This is a genomic window from Methylomicrobium lacus, assembly GCF_041897535.1.
Classification (GTDB): Bacteria; Pseudomonadota; Gammaproteobacteria; order Methylococcales; family Methylomonadaceae; genus Methylomicrobium; species Methylomicrobium lacus_A.
This window is the reverse complement of record NZ_CP169217.1, coordinates 335,538-361,230: the sequence shown is the minus strand read 5'-3', so window position 1 is coordinate 361,230 and position 25,693 is coordinate 335,538. Positions and strand designations below refer to the sequence as shown.

Genomic DNA, 25,693 nt, shown 5'->3' with positions numbered 1-25,693 from the left:
CACAATGCATGGAGGCTGCAGAAATGTTTCATTGCAACTTTATCGACGGCGCCTATCTGGAAATTGCCGGCGAGGGGAGCGAACACTATCGAGTGTTGATCGAGGACCTTGACGATCCGGCGCTCGCGATGCAATGCGAGCTTGCCGCCGGCGGTTGGGTGCGAACGCCGCACCGCTATTTTGTGCGCTGGCGAGTCGATGTGTATCGGCAAAGCGATAACGAACTCGTGTACCGGCATGTCTTCGATTGCACCGGCAAACGCGTCTATATCGCTTTTGAGTCGGGCTCGCTGGGCGATACGCTGGCTTGGCTGCCGGCGGTGGAGGCGTTCCGCGAACGGCACGGCTGCCGGGTGATTTGTTCGACATTTTTAAACGGGTTGTTCAAGGACAATTACCCGGATATCGAATTCGTCGAACCGGGAGAAACGGCCCACGATCTTTATGCGATGTATCGGATCGGTTTGTTTTATAAGGAAGACGGCGCGTACGATTACGGCAAAAACCCCTCGGATTTTCGCGAACAACCGCTGGCCCAGCCGGCTTTCGATATTTTGGGTCTGCCGTTTCGTGAAATCAAACCGCTGATCAAGATCCCCGATTTGCCGAGTCCGTTGGATAAGCCCTATGTCTGTATCGGCTTACACGCCACGTGCCAGGCAAAATACTGGAACAATCCCAAAGGCTGGGATGAGGTCGTGCGCTTTCTGCGCTACAAGGGTTACACGGTCGTATTGTTGTCAAAAGAAGGCAGGGAATACAGGGGCAACAGGGTTCCGCAAGGCGTCAAATGCCTGGAAGAAGGGCCTTTGGAGACGGTGATCAACTATCTCCGGCATGCGAAACTATTTATCGGCGTCGGCAGCGGATTGAGCTGGCTTGCCTGGGCAAGCGGCTGCAAAACCTGTCTGATCAGCGGCTTTTCGTACCCTTATACGGAGATGCAGGACTGTATCCGGATTTTTCCGGACGGAAACGTCTGCAGCGGTTGTTTCAACCGTCATCGTCTGGACGCCAGCGATTGGGACTGGTGTCCAGACCATCGCGGGACGCCCCGCAGGTTCGAGTGCACCCGCCGTATCAGCGGACGTCGGGTCATCGAAGCCATTTCATCCTTTGTTTAAGCCTCGCCTATTCGGCTGCGGTTTAACTGCGTAAAAAATCGCGCCCTCGCCGGGGCGCGATTTTTTACGATTTGCCGGCGTCAGTCGCCCTTCTGCGCAGTGCCTTTGACCAGAGGCAGTGGCATGAAGACGGTGGGTGTTGCGCCGTTCCCCGCCAAATACGCGTTGCAAACCACCTTGGACGTGGTGCCGGTGACAGAGGCAGCGCCCGGCGGATTCACAGGTCCGGTCAGCAGAATGATCGACTCCCCGGTGATGCTGCCGATATCGCCCGTCGCAATCGTCGCCGTTTCGCCCGCGTCGACGACCACGGTGCCATTGTCGGGCGTATTGTCATTCACGCGTGCGCCTCCTGCCGAAAAGATTTCGACGCGCAAGAGGGCGGATTTGGATTTTTCCATATTCGTACAGGTAAAAGCGGTTTCCAGTCCTGATCCTGATATGACCCCGCTGACCGTAAAGGCTCTTTTACATTTGCCGGAAGAGCCAGAAGACGAGCATGCAGAGCTGGATGAAGCCGAAACGCTTGAAGAGCCTGACGAACTGGCCGAATTACCGTCATCGGCGCCATTCTTTGCAAATGCCGGGGACGCTACCGTCAGACTGCCTACCAATAAAATGGCCAATTCTTTGTGTTTGGTTGTTTTCATCGTGTTACCTTCGTTGAGTTGTTCGGATATATTTAAGACAGCTTTCGACGCATCGGGTCTGTAAGCTTCGGTTAATAAATTCCAGACTCTCGAAAAAAGGTTCAAGCGGCGTGAAAAATTTTTGGAGGCGCCTATTTTGCGAGGAATCCCAGGCATTCCAGTGACTGCGGTTTATTGCCGGTTTTTATTGCCCGTCAGCATGGCTTTAATCAGATTCTCCTTGTGCAGCCGGCTGGACAGGATCACGCCGAACACATGCAGGGCAATCAGCAGCAACATCAGGTTCGTGGTGGCTTCGTGGATTTCTTCCCAGAATTCCTCATCGGCCTCGTTGGGCTTTTGCTCGCGATCTTCGTCGCCCTCGTCTTCATCTCCATCTTCGGCATAAGCTGCGGCAATCGGCGCCAATTCGATAGACTCAACGCCGGCAAACGGGCCTTTGCCTTCTTCGATCGCATAGACTTTGAGTCCGCTGAGGGTGACGGCGAACAAGGTCAACAAGAGCGCAATGACCATCCAGCCGCCGAGCGGGTTGTGTCCAAGATAATGTTGCGGATGACCGGCGCGGAGGTCTTTGACGTATTGGCAAACCATGGCCGGAGAGCGGACAAAATCGCTGAAGCGCGCGTATTTGCTGCCGACGAAGCCCCAGATCAGCCGGAAAATGATCAGGCCGAGGACGGTGTAGCCGGAATAGATGTGCCAGGAATTTTCTTCCTCGCTGGTCAGATAAGCGACAATGAAGCTGATGACCAGCGACCAGTGAAAGAGGCGAATCAGAATGTCCCAGACTCGCACGGTGGTTTGATTGTTCATTGGAGTTTCCTCGTAATAGTCGGTTGATCGGGATTGGGGGGTAATTTACATTGCCAATATGAAACCAAGCTGAATGATTGATTCTGTAGACTTATTTTGTTAGCCAGCCTAAGGTATATCGTTGTACATTGTAGCCTCGGCAACCGCAATCAGGCTTAAGAACCCCAAAAACGTCCTTTCCAGGCAAAAAAAAACGCGGCCGTTAACCGTGACGGCCGCGTGCTTGCTGGGGGGCAGAAAAATTTTAAAAGCTTTAGTTACTGAATTCCTGCGGCTCGAAAAAAGGTTCATGTCAGTCATTCGATGACGCAAATAAAATTCACCGCACGGTTGAAGCTTTACTCATAAAAAACGAAGGGTTTGGTATACTTTCGGCATGGACATCCCCTACACCCTACCCGGATTTCTGCGATTGCCCACTGCGGCGATCCTCTTGTTCCACTTCCAGCATGCGGGCGCGGATGTGCATGCATCGGTGACGGCGATGAGCGAGTACATCGGCAAAGGCTATTCCAAGAGCGCCGGCGATTTTTCCGGACAAGCCAATCTCGATTATCAGCATGATTCCGGCTTTTATGCGGGCGCCAATACAGCCTACGTCAATTTTGGCGACAGCAACTCCGATGCCGCCCGTGTCGAAATCACTCCCTATGCCGGCTGGACTTTCAAATTGTCGGATGACTGGAGGTTTGACGGTCAATGGTCGCGGTATCTCTACGACGGGAAAATTTTCGGCCAGTCGTCCGACTACAATGACATGAGCCTGTTTGTGCATTTCCGGGACGTGCTGAGCGCCAGCGTTTCCTTCTCCGAGGATTATTATCAACGCGGGCATGCCGCCGCGAATTACGAACTGACCGGGCGCTGCCCGGTCACCGACTTTCTGGAGTTTTCCGGCGGCGTCGGTTACACGCAAGCGAGGCAAGCCTTGGAATACGATTATTTGTATTGGAATGCCGGGGTGAGCGGGTTTTACAAGTTTGTCACCCTGGATTTGCGCTACGTGCATGCGGTGGATACGGCCAACAACGCGAATACGAGGGACGATAATCACTCGGATTACTACCCGCCGCCCATCGCCCCGACTTTTTTGTTCAGCATTTCCGCCGGCTTTTAAGATCCGATTGACTTTTTTTCAAACCATTGAACCTTTTTCGTCTGCATTGCAATAAATCGGTAAACACTACCGGCGGCGATGCATGTATTCAGGTAAGCCATTGAACAGCGAAAATCCAACAAACTCGGAAAACCCTGATGCCGAGCTGATGAATTTGATCGTCCAGGGGAGCGAGCAGGCATTCGAGCGGCTTTACGGCCGGTTTTACAGCCGTTTGTTCCGTTTCGTTGCGCGCATGACGCGCCGGCCCGAGCTGATCGAGGAAATCATTAACGATACCCTGTATGTGGTTTGGGATAAGGCGTCCACCTATAACGGGCAATGCCGGTTGTCGACCTGGATATTCGGCATTGCCTTCAACAAGGCGCGGCAGTCGTTGCGCAACGCGGCTCAGGACGGCATGGTATGGCTTGACGATATGGAAGACGATGCGTGGGTGCAGCCGATTGAAGACGGCGGACCGCTGCAAATCGAATTGGACAACTGGCTGGAATTTGCGATGGGCTGTCTTTCGGCCGAGCAGCGTGCCGTGATCGAACTGACCTACTACCAGGAACTTCATTACAGCGAAATTGCCGAATTGCTGGGGTGTTCGGAAAATACGGTTAAAACGAGAATGCACTATGCGCGCAAAAAACTGGCCGCCTTTTTGAACGACAAAGGGCATGAATCAGGATCATCCGATGAAAGACGATAACTTCAATCCTTACACCGCACATCGCGACATCATGTTGTTGTTGCCGTGGTACATCAATAAAACCCTGGGCGATGCCGAGCTGAAGACGGTCGAAAATCACCTGAGGGTCTGTCTGACCTGCAGACGCGAACTCGTCGAACAGCAAAAGCTGTCCATGGCGGTAAAACAGGCCGATACCCTCGACGCGGCCGCCCAGGCTTCTTTCTCCCGCTTGCAGGCGCGCATCCATCGGCGCGGCGATAGTGGAGAGCAGACACCGCTCAAAGTCGACGCGCGTTCGCCCAGGCTGAAGGGACAGCGAAAGTTCGGCTTCACGATGCAGGGCTTTCCGTATCAGGCGATTGCGGCGCTGGGGCTTTGCCTCTTGCTGATCCCCGCTTATTTGATCGTGAATCGGGAATTTGAAAGCAACTACCGGACCCTCGCCAATTCCGAAATCCCTGCGGCGCATGCGAATGAAATTCGGGTCGTGTTTTCGGAAAGCGCCGATAGCGAACAAAGACAGTCGGTGGTCGACTCGATTGCCGGAGACATCGTCGAAGGCCCCAATGCGATGGGGGTTTATCTGATCCGTCTGAAACAGGTGCAAGCCGCGGGGCAAGTTCTCGACACCCTGGCGTCGCTCAGAAAAAATTCGCAAGTCATTTTTGCCGAGCCGGCGTATGCGTTATCGTCCGCGCTCTCGGCCGAGGGAAAAGCGCAATGAAACTGGGGTGGCTATTGTTGTGCTTTGCGAGTCTCTCGTTTGCCGCCGAACAGGGCGGCGTGACACCCGCCGCCTCTGCATTTCCCGAACAATTCAGCCCGGCCGAGGCGGAGCGCATGATACTGGTCGGTTTTGCCGATCAGTCCATCGAGCGTACTTCCGCCCCGATGCCGCTGTCCGGGTACCGCCGCCGCGGCGACTACCAGAGCTCCACCTGGAGCCGGCGGACATCCGCGCAAATCGCCGAGGACTATCATTTGCAGAAGCTCGAAGAATGGCCGATGACCGAGGTCGGCGTGCAATGCGTGGTCTACAAAGTCCTGAGCGCCGGCCCGATTGCTGACACGCTGGCGCGGATGGCCAAGGACAGCCGGATCAAAATCGTGCAAAAGATGCATTGGTTTCAAACGCAGGGTCGGCACGAATACAACGACCCGTATTTCAAGCTGCAGTCCAATCTGCACACGATGCAACTCGACCGCGTGCACGATCTGGCTACCGGACGTAACGTCACGATCGGGATGATCGACACCGGCGTCGATGCGGAACACCCAGATCTCTCCGGGCAAATCAGCCGGCAGGAAAATTTCGCGTCCATAGTTTCGCCGGAATTTGCGGGCGACATCCACGGCACCGCGGTGGCGGGCGTGATGATCGCCCGGAAAGACAATGGCGTCGGCATCGCCGGCATCGCGCCCGACGCCAGTCTGGTGGCGCTGAAAGCCTGCTGGCCGGCGAAAGCCGATGCGATGGCGGCGGTATGCAACAGCTACACGCTGGCGCTGGCGGTCAATACGGCGATCAAAGCGGGTGTCGACATTTTGAATATGAGCCTGACCGGTCCCAAAGACCCTTTGCTGGAATTGCTGTTGAACAAGGCGATCGAGCAAGGGATTATCGTCGTGGCGGCCGATGCGGGAGAGCAGGCACAGGATAATTTCCCGGCCACGCTTAACCAGGTGATTCCGGTCCAGACTTTATCCCGCACCAAGGATACCGTGGACAATCCGGACGGGAGGGTGGAGGCGTCCGCGGAAAATGTGCTGACCACGTTGCCGCACGGCGCCTATGATTTCATTTCCGGCAGTTCGATCGCGGCGGCGGAAGTCTCGGGCATTGTCGCGTTATTGCTGGAATTGAAGCCCGGGCTGAGCCCGCAGAACATCAAGTCGCTTTTGCTAAAATCCCAGCAAGAATTATCTCTGCAACTTACTGATGCCGATCAGACCCGTGGGTTTTCCGGCATCAATGCGAACCATGCGGTGGCCTCACTCTGCAAAAACGAGAACTGTGCGGATGAAAGATTTGCCTTCACGTGGGGCAAATAAACGCTTAGGGTTTTGAACTTGACTCTGCGGGCAACAGAACCGCTTTCGCGCAAAATCCCCCCAAGTCTTTCGAGCGGCTGAGCAATAGCTTCCCGCCATATTGCTCCACGATCAGTTTGGCGATCGATAGGCCCAGCCCATGGCCGTTGACCGACTCATCCAGGCGCGTGCCGCGCTGCATCAAGGTTTCGAGAGAGGATTCTTCGACGCCCGGCCCGTCATCCTCGATGATCAAGTGGATCGCCTGATTGCATTCGAGTGTAATGCTGACCGTGGACTTGGCCCATTTGCAGGCGTTGTCGAGCAGATTGCCGGCCAGTTCCAGCATATCTTCCCGGTCGACCGGCAGCATGCAGGCTGGCTGGGCGGAAAAGCGGATAGCCAGATTTTTCTCCCGGTACATTTTTTTCAGCACCTGGATCAAGGCCGGGATTTCCTGATGCATGTCGAATCTTGCCGCGGCCGGGCCCGCGCCTGCCAGGCGCGCGCGTTTCAGTACGCGGTCCATCAAGCGCTGCATATGGGTGGTTTGCGCGGTCAAAATTTCGCTGAGCTCGGGATGCTGCCGGAAGGCGTCTTCGCGGGGCAGTTGTTGGAGCACCGTCAGCGGTGTCTTCAGCGCATGGGCCAGGTCGGCGAGGGCGTTGCGCTTGCGCTGCAGGCGTTGATCGAGCACCGTCAATAAGCGGTTGAACTCGCCGACCAGGGCGGAGACTTCCAGCGGCACATCGGTGTCGATCTGGCTCAGCTCGCCGCGTTCCAAGGCTCTCAGCTGTGTTTGCAGACGCGTCAGCGAGCGAAAGCTCCTGCGCAGGATCACGATTTGCACGCACACCAACACCAACAGCAAGACGGCCGCAATCATCGAAAATCGTCGTTGAAATGCATCGATCAGCAGGAAGGTCGGCGACAAGTCTTCGGCGATCGCGACCGTGATCGGGCGGCCGTCTTTCTGATAGCCGAAGGCCATGATCAGCAGGGGCTGTTGCCGAGGGCCATTCAAATAAATTCGCTGGCGGCTTCCTGTTGCGACCGTGGGTATGGCCAAATGGTCTTCTCCCAACGAAGGCGATTTGATGATTTGCCGGCCGCTGGCGACCCAGTAGTATTGGCCGGAATGAAGTCTCGCATAGACCGGCTCCATTCCGGTGTCGTTCAGGGCGATGGTTGCCGGGCTGTCGGCATGAACACCGGCTAGTATGGCTTCCGCGTCATGTTCGAGGTGTTCGGCGACGTTATCTTCGGCCAGTTGCCGGATCGAGAGCCGGGTTTGCCACCATAACAGGGAGACCGCACAAACGAGGCTGATAAACAGCGCGATCCCCAGGCGCAGTTGCAGCGATTTCATGGCAGTTCTTCCTTGAAAACGTAACCCTGGCCGCGGCGGGTTTCGAAGCGGTCCTTGCCGAGTTTGCGGCGCAGATGGTTGATATACACCTCGATCACATTGCTGTCCTTGTCCGAATCGAAGTCGTAAAGCTGGTCGTTCAGCGTGGATTTGCTGATCACCTGGCCGCGGTGCAGCAGAAAATAGCGCAGCAGTTTGAATTCGACGCCGGTTAAATCGATGCGTTCGCCGTTTTCGGTAATCACTTGCTGATGGTCTTCATCCAGCGTCAAACCGCCGACATGCAGCTGATGGCCGCCGGGCAACTGATGAAAGCGGTGCAACAGCGCGTTGATCCGGGCCAACAGTTCCTCGATATGGAAGGGCTTGGCCAGATAATCGTCGGCGCCGGCCTTGAAGCCATCGACCTTTTCGTACCAGGCGTCGCGCGCGGTCAGGATCAACACCGGCAGGGCATTTTGCTGCGCTCGCCAGTTTTGCAGCACGGTAATGCCGCTGCGCTGCGGCAAGCCGAGATCGAGTATCGCCAGCTCGTAAACCGCTTCGTTGCCGAGATATTCGCCTTCCACCCCGTCGTGCGACACATCGACCGCGTACCCGGCTTTTTCCAGATTTTTTTTCAGAAGCCGGGCCAGGTCCCGATCATCTTCCACCAACAACAGGCGCATCAAAATATCTTCCGGAGCTCATTTAAAACCGAAGTTTACCATGACTGGGAGCCCATAGGACCTGCCTGGGTTTACTTTTGAGTCGGCGCCGCAGCATCCGTCCGGCACAAACATCCAGCGAATCCCTTTCTTTGCGATAACGGCCCGGACATAAAACTTACGCTTTTTAAGGTTTATTTTATCTTAAGGTCGTATAAACCACGTAAACCGGAACCTTCCAGTCCGTTGATTAGAAAGCGAACCGGCATTATTTTTGTAAGCGTGGGGGTTATATTGGTGAGAAAGAAATCGTTGGATAAGACAAGCCGCCACGTCGGCTCTGCCGTGGGCCATGCGGCGCTTTCTTTAGTGCTTGTGAGTGCTCCCGTGGCCCCGGTACTGGCGGCGGCAAGCGGCTGGTCGGGGGCGACCGCGATCTCGCCGGTGGGCCAACCCGATCCGACCCGAGGTTCGCAATTGAACGATGTGGCGGTGAATGCAAGCGGGCAGGCCTTGGCCGCCTGGGATCAATACCGCTATGACATTGGCGGTGGCGCGACGATCGGCGTTGCGGTGCAAACGGGCGGCCGCTGGGGTTCGCCGTTGACCATCTCAGACAACACCGGATTTTCGATGGGGCCCAAAGTGGCTGTCGGTACGGACGGCACGATGGCGGTTTCGTGGACTTACCAGGATGCGGCGACCGCCACCAACCCGCTGCAGAAAATCCAGGTCGCGGTGATGAGGCCGGGAGGTCCTCAAAATTGGACAAGATACGAACTGGCCAGTGCTCCGGTCGGCGGCGTTGCGATCACGCCGCCGGTACCCGTGGCCATTGATAAGGACGGCAACGTGACCGCCGCCTGGACCCTGTGGGATGGTGCGCGCCACGTAGTGCAGGCCGGGACGCTGCGAAAGAACAGCTCTTCCTGGGACAAAACGGTGCTTTCCGGATCGACTGACGACGGACTTTATTTGAGTCTCGCCGTCAACGCAGATGGCGATGCGGCGGTTGCTTATTCGTTGTCGCCCTATACCGGTTACGTTAGCGGGACCGGCGTCGAATATGTTTATCGGAGCAGGTCTAGCTCAGCATGGTCAGCGCCGGTGCGGATATCCGAAACCATGCCATCGAGTCAGGGCTACATCACGGGCCCGCAAGTCGCACTCGATGCGGCGGGTCTGGCGACCGTCGTCTATATGGGGTATGGCCTTGAGGCGACACGCCAGGACTCTTCGGGCGTGTGGACATCGCCGGCATCCATCATCGAATCGATTGTTTTAGGGGCATCTTACTTGAGCCCGGACCTTGCGGTTGATGCGCGCGGTAATGCTGTCGTCGCGGTTTCAATCTTTGACCCGACACCCGGTGTCGACAGAGCTTCCGTCTGGGTTAGCCGGGGCTCTCTCGATCGCACCTGGAGCCAGGCTGAGCGCCTTACTGATCCAACGGTCCCCGTCGACGCCTACGCCACCCAGGTTGCCATTTCGCCGAATGGCAACCTGGCATTGGTTGGCTGGATCGATCATTACCATGGCGTTGCGCAAGTCTCGAAATTGACCGGCAACCTTTGGGGCAAAGCGACCACGATCGGCAAATCGACCGCCTTTTCTTCTTTCCAGGAAGTTTTGGCTCTGGATGCGGGATCCGATACCGATCCGCTTAAAACCCAGGCCCAAGCCCGGGCGATCTGGAAGTCGGCAAAATCCGGCACCCAAATCTACGCCTCCGGATACAGCCAATAACCAATGCGACGTCAATACTCGGATTCAACATCAATGAAAAACTGGAATATTATGAAAAATAGACTCTTGACCGCCACGGCGGCGACCCTGCTCACGGGGCTTGTGGGACCCACCCATGCCGCCGGATTTACCGCGCAATCGATAAACTCCCCGGGACCGGCCATCCGCATGAACGGCAATGACGCCGTAACGGGTTATTTCGTCGCCAAGTGCTCGACGATCAACGGATATGAGAGGTTCACCTATTGCTACAATGCCCCCTGGCTGTTCGACGGCAAGGGCGTCACCAAGCTGACCAGTAAGTTTGGCAGCACCGCGAACGCGCAGGCGGTGGCCATCAATGACTCGCTCGAACTGGTCGGCGCCGATGTCAATGGGGCTTGGTTTTATTCCGGTGGCACCGTCACCCGTCCGGGCGGTACCAACACTCGGCTCTTTGCGGTCAACAATAATCACGTGGCCGTGGGGATGTCCACAATCTCTGGGGCTTACCAGCCTGTCACTTACACGAACAACGCTAGCCTAGCATCTGCCAATCTACCCGGAAAGACCGCGGTCGACATCAATGACGCGGGCATGGTCACCGGCTGGTATACGTACACGAACCCTAGCAATGTCCAGGTCCAGAAGAGCTTCGTCGCGGATGGCGTTGATGTGATCGATATCCCCAATCTGACGGATAATTCCGGCGCTGACATTAACTGCCGGCCAGTGCGCATCAGCCAAGTCAATGCGGCAACCGGCCAGGTCTGGGTGGCGGGCAATTGCGCGGGAAATCGCACTTTCCTCTATGAGCACACTCACCGCAGCCTGATTGAACTGAGCTACCCCGGCAGCAGCAACCTGAGCGTCGTGTCGGTCAATAGCCAGGGCGTAGCGGTCGGCACCGCTGTCAAGCCGGGCGCCTTTGCGCCCGATGGCTATACCGCCATCCTGTGGCCGGCGGGCAGCACCGTGAACACGATCCCCATCGATCTGAACGCGAACCAGGCTTTCGCCCCCGCATCAGCAAACGGAGTCGCCTGGAATGTGCACTCGACCGATATCAACGATGCCGGTACGGTCTTGACCGGCTACAACGACATCAGCGGTAATTTCTACACGTTCCTGCTGCATCCAGCTCCTTAATGGTGGAGTCATCCTATTATGAAGATCATGTCCTCTACATTCCAGCGCAGGGCCGATGCTATGCTGCTTGAGCGCATCCGAATTGTTCGCGAAGGGTAGACGCTCGCACGAGTTTTGCTGCCCGTGACTCGTTATCGATCGCTACGGATCTATGATCCCGAATGCGGGTAAAAATGGGGTCGGTTTCAGGTTTTTGAGACTTGCTTTAGTCAAAAAACATGAAAACGTTGCCTAATAAATATTTCCGGCGTGGATTGGTTCTTAAAACGAGGAGCGAGCGCTACGCTACGCTCCTCGCTGAGTTCTACGGCAGCGGGTTTTGATATGGCTCATGACCATTCCTGCGTCAATGATTTCCCTGATTCCATTCCATAATTTTCTGAACGAAAGCGCCGGGATTGCTTTTCCTGACGCCCTCATCTCCAAGCCCCATATAATCTCTTACCAGGTGGATGAGAAAGACTTCGATATCTTCCCGTGAATAGTCATGTTCCAACAGTTTAAGCGTTGACATGACAAACTCATCGTATTCATCCTGAATGCCTTCACAGGCAACGCCTAGAGGGTTCCAATCGTTCCAAAACTGGCGAATCTCGTACCAACGCTGTACTCCCAGAGAATACGGATCGAGATTGCGTTCTATTTGAGTCGTAGACATGGCGGCACCTTATTAAGAATAAATTAAGGAATGATCATTAATAAGGTAGTTCGGATTTTTGAATTGGCAAGTATTAAAAATCTGTCGCATTTGATTTCACCATAGTCGGAGCGAATCCACGTGTTCGCGTGCAAAGCCGGCGCTAACATGGGAAAATAATCTGGACAGAACCGGCACGCTAACATTTGCGGCAGGTCTTTGCGTGCATAGCTGAAGGCAAATGACTTTCGCAACTCAAAGACTGCGCTGTGTTAATGCAAGATATCCCAACAGGGGGGGCGCATGGGTCGAGTCAACAGAACTGGTGGATTAGTCATCTGAATAGAACTGAAAAAATTATGGTAATCGCATAAGGATTTGAAGTTGATGGAGCAATTAACAGACTTAAAAGCAATCTTACACTCCAAACGGGCCAACATTTATTACCTGGAAAAATGCCGGGTGATGCAAAAAGACGGCCGGGTTCTCTACCTGACAGAGTCCAAGGACGAGAATCTCTACTGGAACATCCCCATAGCCAATACCACGGTCATCCTGCTCGGCACCGGCACCTCCATCACCCAAGCGGCGATGCGCATGCTGGCCAGCGCCGGCGTGCTGGTCGGCTTTTGCGGAGGCGGCGGCACGCCGTTGTTCTCAGGCAGCGAAATCGAATGGCTAACGCCGCAAAGCGAATACCGGCCCACCGAATACATTCAGGGCTGGCTTAAATTCTGGTTCGACGACGCCCAACGCCTGGCCGTCGGCAAAGCCTTCCAGCAAGCCCGCATTGAATACATCCGGCGTGTCTGGGACAAAGACCGGGAACTCAAAGCGGAGAACATCTTCATCGACGATAGCGCCATAACCGGCGCCTTGGACAATTATGCCAATAACATCGAAGCCGCCGAAAAAGTCGGCGATCTGCTGCAACGCGAAGCCCTGCTGACCAAACAGCTCTACCGCTACGCCGCCAAAACCACCCAGCAAAGCGAGTTTACCCGCGATCATCAAGCCACCGATCTTGCCAACGGCTTTTTGAACCACGGCAACTACCTGGCCTATGGCCTGGCCGCCACCACGTTGTGGGTGTTGGGCATCCCGCACGGCTTTGCGGTCATGCACGGTAAAACCCGGCGCGGCGCCTTGGTGTTCGATGTCGCCGACCTCGTCAAAGATGCCATCATCCTGCCCTGGGCGTTTATCAGCGCCAAGGAAAAGACCAGCGAGCAGGAATTTCGCCAGCAATGCCTCCAGAAATTCACCGAACACAAGGCCTTGGATTTCATGTTCGAGCAAGTCAAACAGCAAGCATTGCGGGAGTCCTAGCCATGATGGTGACTTTCGTCAGCCAATGCCAGAAAAAAGCCCTCAACCGCACCCGCCGCGTTCTCGACGCCTTCGCCAACCGCATCGGCGACAACACCTGGCAGACCGTGATTACCGAAGACGGCTTGATCGCCGTCAAAACCCTGCTGCGCAAAACCGCGACCAAAAATACCGCCGTGGCCTGTCATTGGATACGGTCCAGAAGCCGGAGCGAGTTGGTTTGGATTGTGGGGAATCGGAAGCGGTTTAATGCCGAAGGGATAGTGCCGGTGAATAGCACTCAGAAAAACTTGATGAATAGCCAATGGGAGAATGATTGGCAATATTTGCCTGCTATTAAAGCCTTGGTGGCGATTGCGGCATTGCTGCATGATTGGGGCAAAGCTACGGCACTATTTCAAAGCAAGCTTAAAGCCTCTTCCAAACTGGGCGATCCATTACGCCATGAATGGATTTCCTGTTTGCTATTAAACGCTCTGGTTCAGCATGCCGGAGATACGGATGAAGGCTGGTTGCAGTTGTTGGCTGGCGGAGAACTCAACGAGCAAGCACTAAAACAGGTTGTTATCGGTAACAACCCCAAGCCATTAGACGCTATACCTCCTATTGCTCAGCTGGTGGGATGGCTTATTCTGACCCACCACCGTTTGCCTTATCGGGATGATCCAAAGGAGGAAGCAGGACAAACTAGAGAAAGCCGGCAAAGAATGCTGAAAAGCATCACTTCGGCTTGGAATTATCAAAATAAAAACGACGATGAAAAAAGACTAAAAGCATGTTTCGAGTTTCCCGAAGGCCTACTTAGCCAGTCAACTCCATGGCTCAAGCGACTCAAAAAATGGTCGGTTAAATTACTGCAAACCCAGCCGCAAATCCAGCAACTAATGGATAACGGCGCTTACCGACTGCTGCTTCATCATGCCCGACTCAGCTTGATGCTGGGCGATCACTACTATTCCTCTTGCGATGCCGATAAGATCTGGAACAGCGAGATTTCGCTCTTCGCCAACACCGACAAGCAACGCAATCTCAAGCAAAAATTGGATGAGCATTTGGTTCATGTCAGCGATCATGCCTTGCATATCAGCCAAACCATGTCGCGGTTTACCACCGATATGGCTGCGGCTTACGACATAAAAAATCTAAAACAGAAAAGCCCTAAAGGCTACGAATGGCAAGACAAAGTCGTTGAAAAAATCACAGGCTTTAAAAACCAACAGCAGGCGTTTAACGATAAAGGCTATGGTTGGTTTGTTGTCAATATGGCCAGTACAGGATGCGGTAAAACCGTTGCCAACGCCAAAGTCATGAGGGCGTTATCCAGCGATGGCGAAAGTTTGCGCTTTATCTTAGCGCTGGGTTTGCGCACCTTGACTTTGCAAACCGGCGATGAATACCGAGATCGTATCGGTCTGAAAAGCGACGAACTGGCGGTTTTAATCGGTTCGTCAGCCGTCAAAGAGCTGCACGAAAAAGCCAGACAGCAACACGAAGAGCAGCCGACCTATGAAGAATCGGGTTCCGAGTCGATGGAAACATTGTTGGAAGAAGATTTGGATTACGCCGAGGCACCCACCGCCGAATTTCTGGATGCGGTGTTTCCGAAACAAAACCCCAAGCTGGCCGAGAAAAACAAAGCCTTTCTGTACAAGCCGGTTTTAGCTTGCACCATAGACCATATCATTGCGGCAACAGAAACCATCCGCGGCGGCAAATACATTTTGCCCTGTTTGCGCTTGCTGTCTTCCGACTTGGTGATTGATGAAGTCGATGATTTTGACGGCAAGGATTTAATCGCCATTGGCCGCTTGATTCATCTGGCCGGCATGTTGGGGCGCAAGGTGATGATTTCATCCGCTACGATTCCGCCGGCATTAGCCGAAGGGTTTTTCAACGCCTATCAGGCAGGCTGGACGCTACACAGTCATTTTAAGGAAGCTCATCCGCATATCGCCTGTGCCTGGGTCGATGAATTTGGCACTGAGGTTCACAGCCTGGAGAAAAACGACGCAATATTACGCTGCCAAAACTACCGGGAGCATCATCGACAATTCATCGTCAAACGGGTAGCCAATTTGCAAAAGCAACCCGTCAAGCGCAAAGCCTATATTGTCCGTTGCGACGATTTGTTAGCAGAGAAAACCGATCAAGCCTCTCTACAACTGCACTATTTTGAAAAGATCAAACAAACGGCTATCGAACTACACCAACAACACTATACGGTTGACGAAAAAACCGGTAAGCAGGTGTCTTTCGGTGTCATTCGCATAGCGAATATCCCTCCCTGTATAGAACTAAGCCACTTTTTACTTCAGGCCGATTGGGGCGAGGCGATGGCGCCCAAAATCATGGCTTACCACAGTCGGCAAGTTCTGCTGTTGCGCCATCAACAAGAACAACATTTGGATGCGGTGCTAAAGCGTAAAGAGCAACCTGGCGCTATGCCGGATGCATTTAACAATCCGGTTATTCGAGAGCATCTTGCCACAACGGCAGCACAGCATGTGCTATTCATCCTGGTAGCAACGCCGGTAGAAGAAGTAGGACGAGACCATGATTTTGATTGGGCGGTTATCGAGCCGTCCTCCTATCGTTCGATTATCCAGCTTGCAGGTCGTGTACGCCGCCACCGGCAAGCCGGCGTCGATCAGCACAATATCTCGATCATGCAATATAACCTGAGAGCGTTACGTCACGAAGGCAAACCGGCTTATTGCCGCCCAGGCTATGAAGTTAATAGCTTAAGGCTGGTTTCGCACGATTTGTGTCAGTTGGTCGATGAGGCGGCGTTAAATGCCGCTATCAACGCCATTCCCCGGATACAGCAACCCGAAAACCTGCGACCCAAACATCAATTGGCAGACCTGGAGCATCAGGCCATGCATAACAGCCTGACCCAATACCAAGACAAAGGCCCGCAAGGGTTACAAGCATGGCTAAGTGAATGTTGGTGGCTAACGGCTGTGCCGCAACAGCTAAACCGTTTCCGTGAAAGCAATCCCGATATAACGCTGTATTTGGTTTGGCAGGATGGTAAGGCGGTATTTTGTGAAAAAAACGAGCGTGGCGAGTTTATTCCGCGTGAGCAGATCAACCACATTCAGCGGGCAAAGCCAATCGCAGAGGTGTTGCGCCGCAAGTTATGGCTGGAAAGAAGCTATGAAACCGGGCTTCGTCAGCTACTGGATAGCGGTTACGAAGAAACACAAGACGAGAGAATTATGGAAATAAAATCCAGGCGGTTTGGAGAAATCACAATACCTGATAGGGATAACCAATCTCTGGTTTATTCAGATCAGTTTGGGATATTTTCCCTAAAGTAAAGGTAAAAGCAGATGAGTGAAATAATTAATGTAATAAACCAGTTTTTGCATGATCAAAGGGCGGATTTCTTAGACAAGAAAGTAGCTCAAGAAACTAGAGACAAAAGAGCAAAATATAACCAATTTCTTGAAAAATCAAAAAATACTGAATCTGATAATGAAAAGTTGGCACAAGAAAAACAGAAGTTAGATGAGGCAATTTCTAAAGCTGTAGCTAAATTTCAACCTGAAGCAGATTCAAAATATGAGATTAATAGGTGGTTTTATGATGTGTCTAGCAAAGCAAGGCCAAATGTAACCACACATCCGGCAAAATTCACAAATCCAAAAGTTAAAGATGCGTCCTCTTTTCTTTTTTACGGTGAACACAAGGACGATGGTTATTTAAAAACAGGCAATGCCCGCCTTGAGGTAAAGGTTGATGTTTCTGGCAATGCGGCCACAAATACACTAATTTTCGAGCTGTATACCTTGTTGGAGATAGCTTTAAAAGATGGTAGCCAGTTAATTGATATTTTCTTGAATGACTCTGTTGAGATAATTGAATTTATTGAAAAGATTAATATTGAATACGATAAATTTAAGGACCTATGTTTATCAGTGTTTTATGGTGAAGATAGGCAGCAAGCAACACATGAGCTTATTAGACAGGTTTACTTTCCGGTTCAGGCTGAGAGCGAAGATTATCATTTACTCTCTGTAGTAACTCCTTCAATGTTGTTGTTCGAGGTAAAAAATCGCATCGATGGTTTTAACCACAAGTTTGAAGGGCTGCCAATCAGAGCGTTAAAAAAAGATAATAAGTTTCACCCTGATGGATTCGATGAGGTGTTTGGTTTAACAGAAATTGGCTTTAGTCATAATGAATTTACCAAGATGGGTAATGTTAGCTATCTGAATGTTAGGAATAAAGGCATAGCTTATTTATTGCCAAGCATACCGTCTGAAATAAAATGGCGAGAAATACGTTTGCCAAAACAGGATTTTTTTAGAAATAGTTTGCGTATTAAGAAATTTGAAGAGAGTTTTCAAACGCTGCATAATTTAATTGGCTTAGAAGTAAATAATGTTCATATCCGCGATGGTATCAGAAACACGCTCAAATTCATTATTGATCAAGTGCTACAAAGCGCATTTAAAATCAGAGCTTATGATGTTGGTTGGTCTAACAGAACTCATTATCTATCGTTGCCGCTTGCCCAACGCATTTGGCTAGATGATGCTTACTTTGAGCAAAGAGAAAGTCAACACGACTGGATTGATGAGATTGCTGGCAGTTTTGGGCATTGGATAATCCATGCCTATGAATATTCATTTAAAGACATACATATCAAGCTCAGTGACGACGAGTTAAAACACATTCGTGGTGTTGCAGAAGAAGCGATCAGTAGTGACCGGGAGTTTTTCAAATGAGACGATTTTTATTACTGCCGCACATCAAAATCCACAACGCCAACGCCATTAGCAGCCCCTACACCATCGGCTTTCCGGCGATGTCTGCATGGCTGGGCGCCGTGCATGCGTTGCAGCGGCATTTGCATCGACAGAGTTTGCGCGATGTGCAACTTACCGGTGTGGCGGTGAGCTGTCATCAGTTCGATTTACAGACCTACAAAGGGCCGGGCGATTTTGTCCATTCTATTGTCGGCACATCTAATCCTTTAGATTACAAGCCTACTAAGGAGAAGCCTAAAAATGCTGAACGCCCGGCTTTTGTCGAAGAAGCCCGTTGCCACTTGGAAGTATCGCTTTTGGTCGAATATCAAGGGCTCGATAGCGATGACCTGGACCAGTTTATAAACGTGGTCAATACCCAATTGATGCGCATGAAATTCGCCGGGGGCGATGTGTTATCTGTTAAACCCGTTGAGACGCTTGCGGTTGATGAAGACAACGATCAAGACATCAAACGAACGCTAACAAAACTGATGCTGGGTCATGTGCTGATCGAGCGCCGCGACTTGATGGTGCAAACCATGCAGGAAGAGGGCAAAGACGCATTGGACGCCTTGCTCGACCACCTGAAAGTCATGCACCGAGCCAGTCAGGATGATGATGGCAAGGTGACCTGGACGAGCACCCGCAAAACGCCGGGTTGGCTGGTGCCGATTGCCACCGGCTTTCAGGGCATTTCAGAGCTTGTAACCGCCAAACATCAACGCGATACCCAAACGCCGCACCGCTTTGCCGAAAGCGTGGTTACGCTTGGCGAATTTGTCATGCCTTACCGCATCAAGGCCTTGGACGACATGCTCTGGCAATACCGTGTCGACGCCGAACAGAATTTGTACCTTTGCCAAACCCTTACAACCGCAAATACCCTCGGAGATTAACAAATGGCGATTAAAAACGATGCAACCGTATTGGCTTTCGAGAAAAAATTAGTGCCTTCGGATGGTTACTTATACGGAACTCACTGGCATGAACGCCGCACATCCAATTCAACGCCCTTGAAACTGATTGAAAAATCGGTACGCGGCACGATTTCAAATCGCTTGAAGCCGGCTGTCCAAAATGACCCATTGAAACTCAACGCCGAAGTCGAAAAACCCAATCTGCAAAAAGTGGATGCGTGCGCCCTCGGTGAGGATCAAGACACGCTGCACCTTTCTTTCACGCTTAAAGTATTGGGCGGCGTCGATAAACCCTCTGCCAGCAATGGACCCAATTTTAACGCGTCCTATCCGAAAGTGGCGCAAGCGTATATCGAACAAGAAGGCTTTAACGAACTGGCAAAACGCTACGCCAGCAACATTGCCAATGGCCGCTATTTGTGGCGTAACCGCGTCGGGGCGGAAAAAATTGAAGTCGTTGTGAATACCGGTGACGACAGTCCCTTAACCTTCGATGCGAAACAGTTTTCGTTACGTAACTTCGACTCTTCCAATCCGGAGCTGCAAACCCTGACAAACAAAATTGCCGATGCCCTAAGCGGTAAATTGCCGTATTTGCTCATCACGGTAGATGCCTACGCCTTGGTCGGTAAAGCCCAAGAAGTCTATCCCAGCGAAGAATTGGTGTTGGATAAAGGCAAAGGCGACAAAAGCAAAATTTTGTATCAGGTAAACGACGTTGCCGCCATGCATTCGCAAAAAATCGGCAACGCAATACGCACCATTGACACCTGGTATCCCGATTTTGACGAAGCGCAAATTGGCCCAATTGCCATAGAGCCTTACGGTGCCGTGACCAATTTAGGTAAAGCTTTCCGCAGCCCAAAAGAAAAAGCCGATTTTTACACGCTGTTCGATCGATTTGCCTTGGGCGAAAAACTGGCTGACAAAAACCAGGAACACTACGTCATGGCGGTGTTAGTCCGCGGCGGCGTATTCGGGCAAAGCGGCAAGGATTAGGCTATGCGCTTTTATCGTGAAATTACGTTACTGCCAAACCCCGAGGTCAATCTCAACTTCCTGTGGTCCAAAGTCTTCCAACAAATCCACCTAGGACTCGTGGAAATGCAGGATGATCGGAAACAGGTGCCGATTGGGGTTGGCTTTCCCGAATATGTGACAGGTGAAAAAAATAGCGCGCTGGGCGGTAAGTGCCGACTGTTTGCTCAAGACGAAGCCACGCTGGATCGGTTTGACGCCGCAAAGTGGCTGGATCGGCTGAGCGATTACGTGCATTGCACGCGCATTCGCCCGGTGCCGGAGAAGCTTGCGGGTTACGCGGTTTACCAACGCCAGCAACCCAAAACCAACAAAGAGCGTTTGGCCCGCCGTTATGCGGTTCGGCATAAGGTAAGCTACGACGAGGCTTTGCGGCACTATGGAGACATGGCTCCGATTCGCATTCCCACGCCATATATTCGTCTGAAAAGCTTGAGCAGCGAGCAAACTTTTTGTTTATGGATTAAAAAAACCTTGGTCTCGGAATCCTCGGGTGCCTGTTTCAGCAGTTACGGCCTAAGCGCCACGACCGCTGTCCCGGAATTTTGACCCAATTTTTTGCGCTCTTTAAAAATGTGATAAAAATCAGTTAGTTGCGTGATGCGGTTTTCGGGATGGGTAAATCGGGTTAAATCCTTTTGAAACCGCTACGCAACTGGCTTCGAAGTTCTTTATAATCAGTTCGCTGCCGCGCAGGCAGCTTAGAAAGCTAACAGGCACGGAACTGTACAGTTATTATGGTTCGCTGCCGCGCAGGCAGCTTAGAAAATAGCGCAAGCCTATGACCGGACTGCAACGCTGTTCGCTGCCGCGCAGGCAGCTTAGAAATGTCGATGAAATCACACAGGGAAAGATTGCGCGTTCGCTGCCGCGCAGGCAGCTTAGAAAATTGCAAAAAATCTTAACATAGAGTTAAAAAAGTTCGCTGCCGCGCAGGCAGCTTAGAAAGAGGAACTTATGTCGCGCGATATACCAAAAACGTTCGCTGCCGCGCAGGCAGCTTAGAAATGTTGTCGAATCTATATAGTATTCGAGCAGGAGTTCGCTGCCGCGCAGGCAGCTTAGAAATACTCGATTCATTTAGCCAAAAAATCCCCGACGTTCGCTGCCGCGCAGGCAGCTTAGAAATCCAGGAATATCAAACTAACGCCAGAGACGGCGTTCGCTGCCGCGCAGGCAGCTTAGAAAATCATCCACTATTCCGCCAGTATTTCTCGGTGGTTCGCTGCCGCGCAGGCAGCTTAGAAAGCCGCACCTGATTTGCTTGAAGCTCTTGATGACGTTCGCTGCCGCGCAGGCAGCTTAGAAAAGTATGAGCTGAGAAAAAAATAGATAGGAGATGTTCGCTGCCGCGCAGGCAGCTTAGAAAGCCCTCAATGCATATATTACGGAATTGAATATAGTTCGCTGCCGCGCAGGCAGCTTAGAAAAGCGCACGTTGACGGTATAGACGCGCACCACAGTTCGCTGCCGCGCAGGCAGCTTAGAAAAAACCAAAAGGAAAACTTGATTCTGGAATGGTGTTCGCTGCCGCGCAGGCAGCTTAGAAATTCCGATATTGCGTGATCACCAACGCGATGCTGTTCGCTGCCGCGCAGGCAGCTTAGAAATGTCCGATGATTTCCTCCGCCAATGTGCGAGCGTTCGCTGCCGCGCAGGCAGCTTAGAAAGATAACGCGAGGCCAGCAGCAGTAATCGCCGCGTTCGCTGCCGCGCAGGCAGCTTAGAAAAATATCAAATGCTACTTTAGTATTAACATCAGGTTCGCTGCCGCGCAGGCAGCTTAGAAATGAAATAACCATTTCTCTCCATGCCGTTTTATGTTCGCTGCCGCGCAGGCAGCTTAGAAATCAGTCCTGTTCGTGTGTCCAACTATCGATTTGTTCGCTGCCGCGCAGGCAGCTTAGAAAATGAACAGGCATTTTTCAGCGCCTGAAACCATGTTCGCTGCCGCGCAGGCAGCTTAGAAAAACTCAAAGCCAGAAACCGACCTTGACTTCGCGTTCGCTGCCGCGCAGGCAGCTTAGAAAAATTGAGAGGCGCATAAGATCAATAGAGAAACGTTCGCTGCCGCGCAGGCAGCTTAGAAAGAATGGATTCGCTACCTCGTTCGTCGTGAACTGTTCGCTGCCGCGCAGGCAGCTTAGAAAATAACCGGCTCGGCTTTGACAGGGATGTATTCGTTCGCTGCCGCGCAGGCAGCTTAGAAATTCATCGTATGTCCCTGAGATGGAAACGCCATGTTCGCTGCCGCGCAGGCAGCTTAGAAATTGCGCGCCTTGTTGCCGCCGGCCCTGACCTTGTTCGCTGCCGCGCAGGCAGCTTAGAAAATCGCGGTAGTGCCCACCAGGTCGCCAAGCGCGTTCGCTGCCGCGCAGGCAGCTTAGAAATGGTCCAAACCTTTGCGCGTGGACGAGATGGCGTTCGCTGCCGCGCAGGCAGCTTAGAAAAATCCTAAAGTAGTATTCGCATAAATTCCCGAGTTCGCTGCCGCGCAGGCAGCTTAGAAAAAACGCCGGCGGATGATGTTTCGTGTCGCCCAGTTCGCTGCCGCGCAGGCAGCTTAGAAATCAAATGATATTTTGACTCGTGATGCCATACTGTTCGCTGCCGCGCAGGCAGCTTAGAAAGTCGTCCGTGCCGCGGTAGTTTTCCCAGGTGAGTTCGCTGCCGCGCAGGCAGCTTAGAAAAGACAGAACATGCTAAAGGATCGACTGTCGAAGTTCGCTGCCGCGCAGGCAGCTTAGAAATTCAGCGTCAGCACGTCGCGCTTGACGCGCCGGTTCGCTGCCGCGCAGGCAGCTTTGAAACGTGCGGGTATTTTTTTGCCAAAATAATGCGTTGTTCGCTGCCGCGCAGGCAGCTTTGAAAAGATTGATCAAAGCCTTCTTTGCCGGACTGGTTTTGTAAACCCGTCCGTATCGTTTCAAGTCATCGCTTAGCAAAGATGCCGATCGCACGCTAAGCGCACAACTGGGAGCGATGCGAAAATACTGTCTGAATTAATACAGTCCTAACTGCAACTGCGCGACCTCCGACATCATCTCGCGAGACCAAGGCGGGTCGAGCACGATTTCGACGATCACATGATCGACGCCGGGCAGGGCGCGGATGCACTTTTCGACATCGCTCTGGATCACAGGTCCCATGCCGCAGCCGGGCGCGGTCAAGGTCATGCGGACGTGCACGTCGTTCAAGTGGTCATCGACCTGGGTGACCTTGCAGGAATACACCAATCCCAGATCGACGATGTTGACCGGAATCTCGGGATCGTAAACCGTCTTCATCACTTCCCAGCAGTTTTTCTCGACCGCCTCGGGACTGGTGTCGGAAACCAGCGTATGCAGTTCGTGGGTTTCCTTGCCGAGCGCGTCGGCGTCGCTGCCGGCGATCCGCACCATGTGGCCGAACTCGGTCACGACCGTGTAATTGTTGCCGAGCGACTGGTGAATCACGACCGTTTCGCCCTTTTTCAGGGTGTCGGGAACGCCGTCCGGTATCGTAATGATGTTGACGTCGCGGGTTAGGACAAAGGCTTCTCGTTCAGACATAAAGGTGGTTAGAGATGAAAAGTCCGCGCATCGATGATCTGGCCGTTCACGCCGATGCTTTGCGGGCCGAAAAGATAAAGGTAAACCGGCGCGAGAGATTCCATGGAAGGCAGCCTGCTGTTGTCGACGCCCGGATAGGCTTTTTTGTGCAGCGGCGAATCGACGGGGCCGGGGACCATGATATTGACCCGGATTTTGCCGAAGGCCTCGACTTCCTCGGCCAGTATGTGCGCCAGGCCTTCCACCGCGCATTTGGACACGCCGTAGACGCCGGAATAGGCCGGCGTGTTGCGGGCGGAGGAGTCGGAGGTGAACACGATCGCCGCGTACTCGCTTTTTTGCAGCACCGGCAACAACACCCGGCAGAGCAGGAACGGGCCGTTCAGATTTACGTTCAACGCATGGCCCCATTCCTTGGTGCCGAGCAGCGACAGCGGCGTGAAGCCGCTGAATTCGACCGCCGAATGCAGGATGCCTTGCAGCGAGCCGTATTTTTCCTCGATCCGATCGGCCAGTTCCTGAAAGTCGTTCTCGGTCGCGCCGGCCAGGTCGAACGGATACAGGATCGGTTCGGGCGCGCCGGCCTCGACGATCTGGTCATAAACCGCTTCGAGCTTCGGCAGCTTGTTGTCGAGCAGGATCACATGCGCGCCGTGCTTGGCCAGGGCCAACGCGGCGGTCGCGCCGAGGCCGCCGCCCGCGCCGGTAATCAGAATCACTTGTTTGCTCAGCGGCATAGATGCGCTCCTATCCAGTCGGTAATTTGCAGGGGCGATTCGATCACCGCGTCCGCGCCCCAGGTTTCCGGCAGGTCGCCGGGCTTCAGGTAGCCGTAACGCGCGGCCAGCGTCTTCATGTTCGCGTTTTTGCCGGCCGCGATGTCGTGGCTGGCATCGCCGACATAGACGCAGTGCCTGGGTTCGACGCCGGCCTGCCTGCAGGCGGCCAGCATCGGTTCGGGGTGCGGTTTTTCGAAAGCGGTCGTGTCGCCGCTGACGATGCAGGCGGCCCGGTCGGTCAGCTTCAATGCCGCCATCAACGGATTCGTGAAGCGTTGGCGCTTATTCGTCACCACGCCCCATTTCAGGCCTTGCGTCTCGATCTTGTCCAGGGTGTCTTCGATGCCGGCAAAAAACACTGAGTGATCGGCGATATGATTTTCATAGCAATCGAGCATCGTGGCGAGCAAGGCTTCCTCGGTGTGTTTATCGACGGGCGTAGTCAGGCTGGCTTTGATCATCGCGCGCGAACCGAAAGAAATGAACGGCTTGACCGCAATCGGGCTGGCCTCGGCAAATCCGTGCTGAACCAGGGCGCTATTCAGGCAGCGCAACAGGTCCGGTGCGGTATCGACCAGCGTGCCGTCCAGATCGAACATGACGCAGCGAAGTCCCACGGCGCTTACTCGGGACGCCGGAAGGCGGCGATATAGTTCACGTCGATGTCCTTGCCGAGACTGAAGCGCTTGCTGAACGGATTGTATTCGATGCCGACCATGCCTTGCAGTTCGAGGCCCGCGTTGCGTGCCGACTGGCACAGCTCGGACGGCTTGATGAAGGTGTTGTAGTCGTGCGTGCCTTTCGGCAGCATGTTCAGCACGTGTTCGGCGGCGAAGATCGCCAGCAGATAGGCTTTCGGCTTGCGGTTCAGGGTCGAGAAAAACACCATGCCGCCCGGTTTGACCAGCGCCGCGCAGGCATTGATGATCGCACCGGGATCGGGCACGTGTTCGAGCATTTCCATGCAGGTCACATGGTCGAAGCCGGCCGGCTGCTGCGCGGCCAGGTCTTCTGCGCTGATCTTCCGGTACTGCGCGCGCACGCCGGACTCCAGTCCGTGCAGATCGGCGATGTCGATCAATTCTTCGCTGAGGTCGATGCCGAGCGCTTCCGCGCCTTCTTTGGCCAGGCCTTCGGTCAGAATGCCGCCGCCGCAGCCGACATCGACGATGCGCGAGCCGGCAATGGTGACGAAGCGCTGGATGAACTGAATCCTAAGCGGATTGATGTCGTGCAGGGTTTTGAGTTCGCCCTGCGGGTCCCACCAGCGCTCGGCTTTCGAGCCGAATTTGTTGATTTCGTGCTGATGCACGTTGTTTGAAGCAGTCATAAACGGTCGGATGATGGCTATAGTTTAGTATTTTACTAGGTTAAT

At 53.3% G+C, this 25,693-nt stretch carries 23 protein-coding genes and 1 CRISPR repeat array; of the genes, 14 read left to right on the top strand and 9 right to left on the bottom strand.

Annotated features, from left to right (window positions below; genetic code table 11):
- Positions 1–23 precede the first annotated feature (23 nt).
- Entirely contained in the window at positions 24–1,124 is a 1,101-nt protein-coding gene (locus tag ACEPPP_RS01590) for an autotransporter strand-loop-strand O-heptosyltransferase (RefSeq protein WP_374089314.1), read from the top strand.
- A gap of 80 nt (positions 1,125–1,204) precedes the next feature.
- On the opposite strand, the gene ACEPPP_RS01585 is transcribed toward ACEPPP_RS01590, so the two are convergent.
- Positions 1,205–1,525 carry a hypothetical protein gene (locus ACEPPP_RS01585; protein WP_374089313.1) on the bottom strand — a complete coding sequence of 107 codons (321 nt, stop codon included), beginning with the start codon at positions 1,523–1,525 and terminating at the stop codon, positions 1,205–1,207.
- Here ACEPPP_RS01585 and ACEPPP_RS01580 point away from each other — a divergent pair.
- Positions 1,512–1,838 (top strand): hypothetical protein, encoded by a 327-nt coding sequence (locus ACEPPP_RS01580; protein WP_374089312.1) that lies wholly within the window; start codon positions 1,512–1,514, stop codon positions 1,836–1,838. The genes ACEPPP_RS01585 and ACEPPP_RS01580 overlap by 14 nt on opposite strands.
- Positions 1,839–1,945: 107 nt before the next feature.
- Here ACEPPP_RS01580 and ACEPPP_RS01575 read toward each other — a convergent pair whose 3' ends face one another.
- Positions 1,946–2,590 carry a cytochrome b/b6 domain-containing protein gene (locus ACEPPP_RS01575; RefSeq protein ID WP_374089311.1) on the bottom strand — a complete coding sequence of 215 codons (645 nt, stop codon included), beginning with the start codon at positions 2,588–2,590 and terminating at the stop codon, positions 1,946–1,948.
- Between the two features lie 376 nt (positions 2,591–2,966).
- On the opposite strand from ACEPPP_RS01575, the gene ACEPPP_RS01570 reads away from it, so the two are divergent.
- The 4 genes from ACEPPP_RS01570 to ACEPPP_RS01555 all read left to right on the top strand — a co-directional run bounded on the left by ACEPPP_RS01570 (position 2,967) and on the right by ACEPPP_RS01555 (position 6,438).
- Complete coding sequence (locus ACEPPP_RS01570; protein WP_374089310.1) at positions 2,967–3,707, top strand: TorF family putative porin; 741 nt, start codon at positions 2,967–2,969, stop codon at positions 3,705–3,707.
- Between the two features lie 148 nt (positions 3,708–3,855).
- Positions 3,856–4,404 carry an RNA polymerase sigma factor gene (locus ACEPPP_RS01565; protein ID WP_374089309.1) on the top strand — a complete coding sequence of 183 codons (549 nt, stop codon included), beginning with the start codon at positions 3,856–3,858 and terminating at the stop codon, positions 4,402–4,404.
- The gene (locus ACEPPP_RS01560) at positions 4,391–5,110 is read left to right on the top strand and encodes a hypothetical protein (protein WP_374089308.1); all 720 of its coding nucleotides are present in this window, start codon (positions 4,391–4,393) and stop codon (positions 5,108–5,110) included. The genes ACEPPP_RS01565 and ACEPPP_RS01560 overlap by 14 nt, the downstream gene beginning before the upstream one ends.
- A complete protein-coding gene (locus tag ACEPPP_RS01555) occupies positions 5,107–6,438 on the top strand; it encodes a S8 family serine peptidase (RefSeq protein ID WP_374089307.1) in 1,332 nt (443 codons plus the stop codon). The genes ACEPPP_RS01560 and ACEPPP_RS01555 overlap by 4 nt, the downstream gene beginning before the upstream one ends.
- A 4-nt stretch (positions 6,439–6,442) precedes the next feature.
- Here the strand turns inward: ACEPPP_RS01555 and ACEPPP_RS01550 are convergent, their stop codons facing one another.
- Both ACEPPP_RS01550 and ACEPPP_RS01545 read right to left on the bottom strand, forming a co-directional pair.
- Positions 6,443–7,786: an ATP-binding protein gene (locus ACEPPP_RS01550; RefSeq protein WP_374089306.1), complete on the bottom strand. Its 1,344-nt coding sequence runs from the start codon at positions 7,784–7,786 to the stop codon at positions 6,443–6,445.
- The gene (locus ACEPPP_RS01545; RefSeq protein ID WP_374089305.1) at positions 7,783–8,454 is read right to left on the bottom strand and encodes a response regulator; all 672 of its coding nucleotides are present in this window, start codon (positions 8,452–8,454) and stop codon (positions 7,783–7,785) included. The genes ACEPPP_RS01550 and ACEPPP_RS01545 overlap by 4 nt, the downstream gene beginning before the upstream one ends.
- A 366-nt stretch (positions 8,455–8,820) precedes the next feature.
- Between ACEPPP_RS01545 and ACEPPP_RS01540 the strand changes: the two genes are divergently transcribed.
- Positions 8,821–10,179, top strand: a complete 1,359-nt coding sequence (locus ACEPPP_RS01540) for a hypothetical protein (protein ID WP_374089304.1) — start codon at positions 8,821–8,823, stop codon at positions 10,177–10,179.
- Positions 10,180–10,212: 33 nt separating this feature from the next.
- Entirely contained in the window at positions 10,213–11,307 is a 1,095-nt protein-coding gene (locus ACEPPP_RS01535) for a hypothetical protein (RefSeq protein WP_374089303.1), read from the top strand.
- Between the two features lie 346 nt (positions 11,308–11,653).
- Here ACEPPP_RS01535 and ACEPPP_RS01530 read toward each other — a convergent pair whose 3' ends face one another.
- Positions 11,654–11,965, bottom strand: a complete 312-nt coding sequence (locus ACEPPP_RS01530; RefSeq protein WP_374089302.1) for a hypothetical protein — start codon at positions 11,963–11,965, stop codon at positions 11,654–11,656.
- Between the two features lie 366 nt (positions 11,966–12,331).
- On the opposite strand from ACEPPP_RS01530, the gene cas1f reads away from it, so the two are divergent.
- From cas1f to cas6f, 6 genes are read left to right on the top strand one after another with little or no spacing between them, the layout of a single operon-like run.
- A complete protein-coding gene (gene cas1f / locus ACEPPP_RS01525; RefSeq protein ID WP_374089301.1) occupies positions 12,332–13,273 on the top strand; it encodes a type I-F CRISPR-associated endonuclease Cas1f in 942 nt (313 codons plus the stop codon).
- Between the two features lie 2 nt (positions 13,274–13,275).
- Entirely contained in the window at positions 13,276–16,596 is a 3,321-nt protein-coding gene (gene cas3f, locus ACEPPP_RS01520; RefSeq protein ID WP_374089300.1) for a type I-F CRISPR-associated helicase Cas3f, read from the top strand.
- Between the two features lie 12 nt (positions 16,597–16,608).
- On the top strand, positions 16,609–18,009 hold the full coding sequence (locus ACEPPP_RS01515; protein ID WP_374089299.1) for a type I-F CRISPR-associated protein Csy1: 1,401 nt from the start codon (positions 16,609–16,611) through the stop codon (positions 18,007–18,009).
- Positions 18,006–18,929 (top strand): type I-F CRISPR-associated protein Csy2, encoded by a 924-nt coding sequence (gene csy2 / locus ACEPPP_RS01510; RefSeq protein ID WP_374089298.1) that lies wholly within the window; start codon positions 18,006–18,008, stop codon positions 18,927–18,929. Before ACEPPP_RS01515 ends, csy2 begins: the two co-directional genes overlap by 4 nt.
- 3 nt (positions 18,930–18,932) lie before the next feature.
- Entirely contained in the window at positions 18,933–19,949 is a 1,017-nt protein-coding gene (gene csy3 / locus ACEPPP_RS01505) for a type I-F CRISPR-associated protein Csy3 (protein ID WP_374089297.1), read from the top strand.
- A gap of 3 nt (positions 19,950–19,952) precedes the next feature.
- Complete coding sequence (cas6f, locus tag ACEPPP_RS01500) at positions 19,953–20,537, top strand: type I-F CRISPR-associated endoribonuclease Cas6/Csy4 (protein ID WP_374089296.1); 585 nt, start codon at positions 19,953–19,955, stop codon at positions 20,535–20,537.
- A gap of 131 nt (positions 20,538–20,668) precedes the next feature.
- A CRISPR array of direct repeats spans positions 20,669–22,859; the repeat unit is 28 nt; unit sequence GTTCGCTGCCGCGCAGGCAGCTTAGAAA.
- A 131-nt stretch (positions 22,860–22,990) separates the two neighbouring features.
- Here cas6f and sufT read toward each other — a convergent pair.
- Genes sufT through ubiG form a run of 4 tightly spaced genes read right to left on the bottom strand, consistent with a single transcriptional unit; the run spans position 22,991 to position 25,648 of the window.
- Positions 22,991–23,539 (bottom strand): putative Fe-S cluster assembly protein SufT, encoded by a 549-nt coding sequence (gene sufT / locus ACEPPP_RS01495; protein WP_374089295.1) that lies wholly within the window; start codon positions 23,537–23,539, stop codon positions 22,991–22,993.
- An 8-nt stretch (positions 23,540–23,547) separates the two neighbouring features.
- Entirely contained in the window at positions 23,548–24,276 is a 729-nt protein-coding gene (locus ACEPPP_RS01490) for an SDR family NAD(P)-dependent oxidoreductase (RefSeq protein ID WP_374089294.1), read from the bottom strand.
- Positions 24,267–24,917, bottom strand: a complete 651-nt coding sequence (locus ACEPPP_RS01485; protein ID WP_374090863.1) for an HAD family hydrolase — start codon at positions 24,915–24,917, stop codon at positions 24,267–24,269. Before ACEPPP_RS01485 ends, ACEPPP_RS01490 begins: the two co-directional genes overlap by 10 nt.
- Before the next feature lie 23 nt (positions 24,918–24,940).
- On the bottom strand, positions 24,941–25,648 hold the full coding sequence (gene ubiG / locus ACEPPP_RS01480) for a bifunctional 2-polyprenyl-6-hydroxyphenol methylase/3-demethylubiquinol 3-O-methyltransferase UbiG (RefSeq protein ID WP_374089293.1): 708 nt from the start codon (positions 25,646–25,648) through the stop codon (positions 24,941–24,943).
- Positions 25,649–25,693: the final 45 nt, after the last annotated feature.

Excerpts from the sequence above, each read along its gene's own strand:
- ACEPPP_RS01535 (WP_374089303.1), top strand. The coding sequence starts at position 10,213 with ATGAAAAACTGGAATATTATGAAAAATAGACTCTTGACCGCCACGGCG.
- ACEPPP_RS01515 (WP_374089299.1), top strand. The coding sequence starts at position 16,609 with ATGAGTGAAATAATTAATGTAATAAACCAGTTTTTGCATGATCAAAGG.
- ACEPPP_RS01490 (WP_374089294.1), bottom strand. The coding sequence starts at position 24,276 with ATGCCGCTGAGCAAACAAGTGATTCTGATTACCGGCGCGGGCGGCGGC.
- cas6f (WP_374089296.1), top strand. The coding sequence starts at position 19,953 with ATGCGCTTTTATCGTGAAATTACGTTACTGCCAAACCCCGAGGTCAAT.
- csy3 (WP_374089297.1), top strand. The coding sequence starts at position 18,933 with ATGGCGATTAAAAACGATGCAACCGTATTGGCTTTCGAGAAAAAATTA.
- ACEPPP_RS01565 (WP_374089309.1), top strand. The coding sequence starts at position 3,856 with ATGAATTTGATCGTCCAGGGGAGCGAGCAGGCATTCGAGCGGCTTTAC.
- ACEPPP_RS01550 (WP_374089306.1), bottom strand. The coding sequence starts at position 7,786 with ATGAAATCGCTGCAACTGCGCCTGGGGATCGCGCTGTTTATCAGCCTC.
- ACEPPP_RS01575 (WP_374089311.1), bottom strand. The coding sequence starts at position 2,590 with ATGAACAATCAAACCACCGTGCGAGTCTGGGACATTCTGATTCGCCTC.
- ACEPPP_RS01555 (WP_374089307.1), top strand. The coding sequence starts at position 5,107 with ATGAAACTGGGGTGGCTATTGTTGTGCTTTGCGAGTCTCTCGTTTGCC.
- ACEPPP_RS01590 (WP_374089314.1), top strand. The coding sequence starts at position 24 with ATGTTTCATTGCAACTTTATCGACGGCGCCTATCTGGAAATTGCCGGC.
- sufT (WP_374089295.1), bottom strand. The coding sequence starts at position 23,539 with ATGTCTGAACGAGAAGCCTTTGTCCTAACCCGCGACGTCAACATCATT.
- ACEPPP_RS01485 (WP_374090863.1), bottom strand. The coding sequence starts at position 24,917 with ATGTTCGATCTGGACGGCACGCTGGTCGATACCGCACCGGACCTGTTG.
- ACEPPP_RS01560 (WP_374089308.1), top strand. The coding sequence starts at position 4,391 with ATGAAAGACGATAACTTCAATCCTTACACCGCACATCGCGACATCATG.
- ACEPPP_RS01545 (WP_374089305.1), bottom strand. The coding sequence starts at position 8,454 with ATGCGCCTGTTGTTGGTGGAAGATGATCGGGACCTGGCCCGGCTTCTG.
- ACEPPP_RS01530 (WP_374089302.1), bottom strand. The coding sequence starts at position 11,965 with ATGTCTACGACTCAAATAGAACGCAATCTCGATCCGTATTCTCTGGGA.
- ACEPPP_RS01585 (WP_374089313.1), bottom strand. The coding sequence starts at position 1,525 with ATGGAAAAATCCAAATCCGCCCTCTTGCGCGTCGAAATCTTTTCGGCA.
- ubiG (WP_374089293.1), bottom strand. The coding sequence starts at position 25,648 with ATGACTGCTTCAAACAACGTGCATCAGCACGAAATCAACAAATTCGGC.
- cas1f (WP_374089301.1), top strand. The coding sequence starts at position 12,332 with ATGGAGCAATTAACAGACTTAAAAGCAATCTTACACTCCAAACGGGCC.
- cas3f (WP_374089300.1), top strand. The coding sequence starts at position 13,276 with ATGATGGTGACTTTCGTCAGCCAATGCCAGAAAAAAGCCCTCAACCGC.
- ACEPPP_RS01570 (WP_374089310.1), top strand. The coding sequence starts at position 2,967 with ATGGACATCCCCTACACCCTACCCGGATTTCTGCGATTGCCCACTGCG.
- csy2 (WP_374089298.1), top strand. The coding sequence starts at position 18,006 with ATGAGACGATTTTTATTACTGCCGCACATCAAAATCCACAACGCCAAC.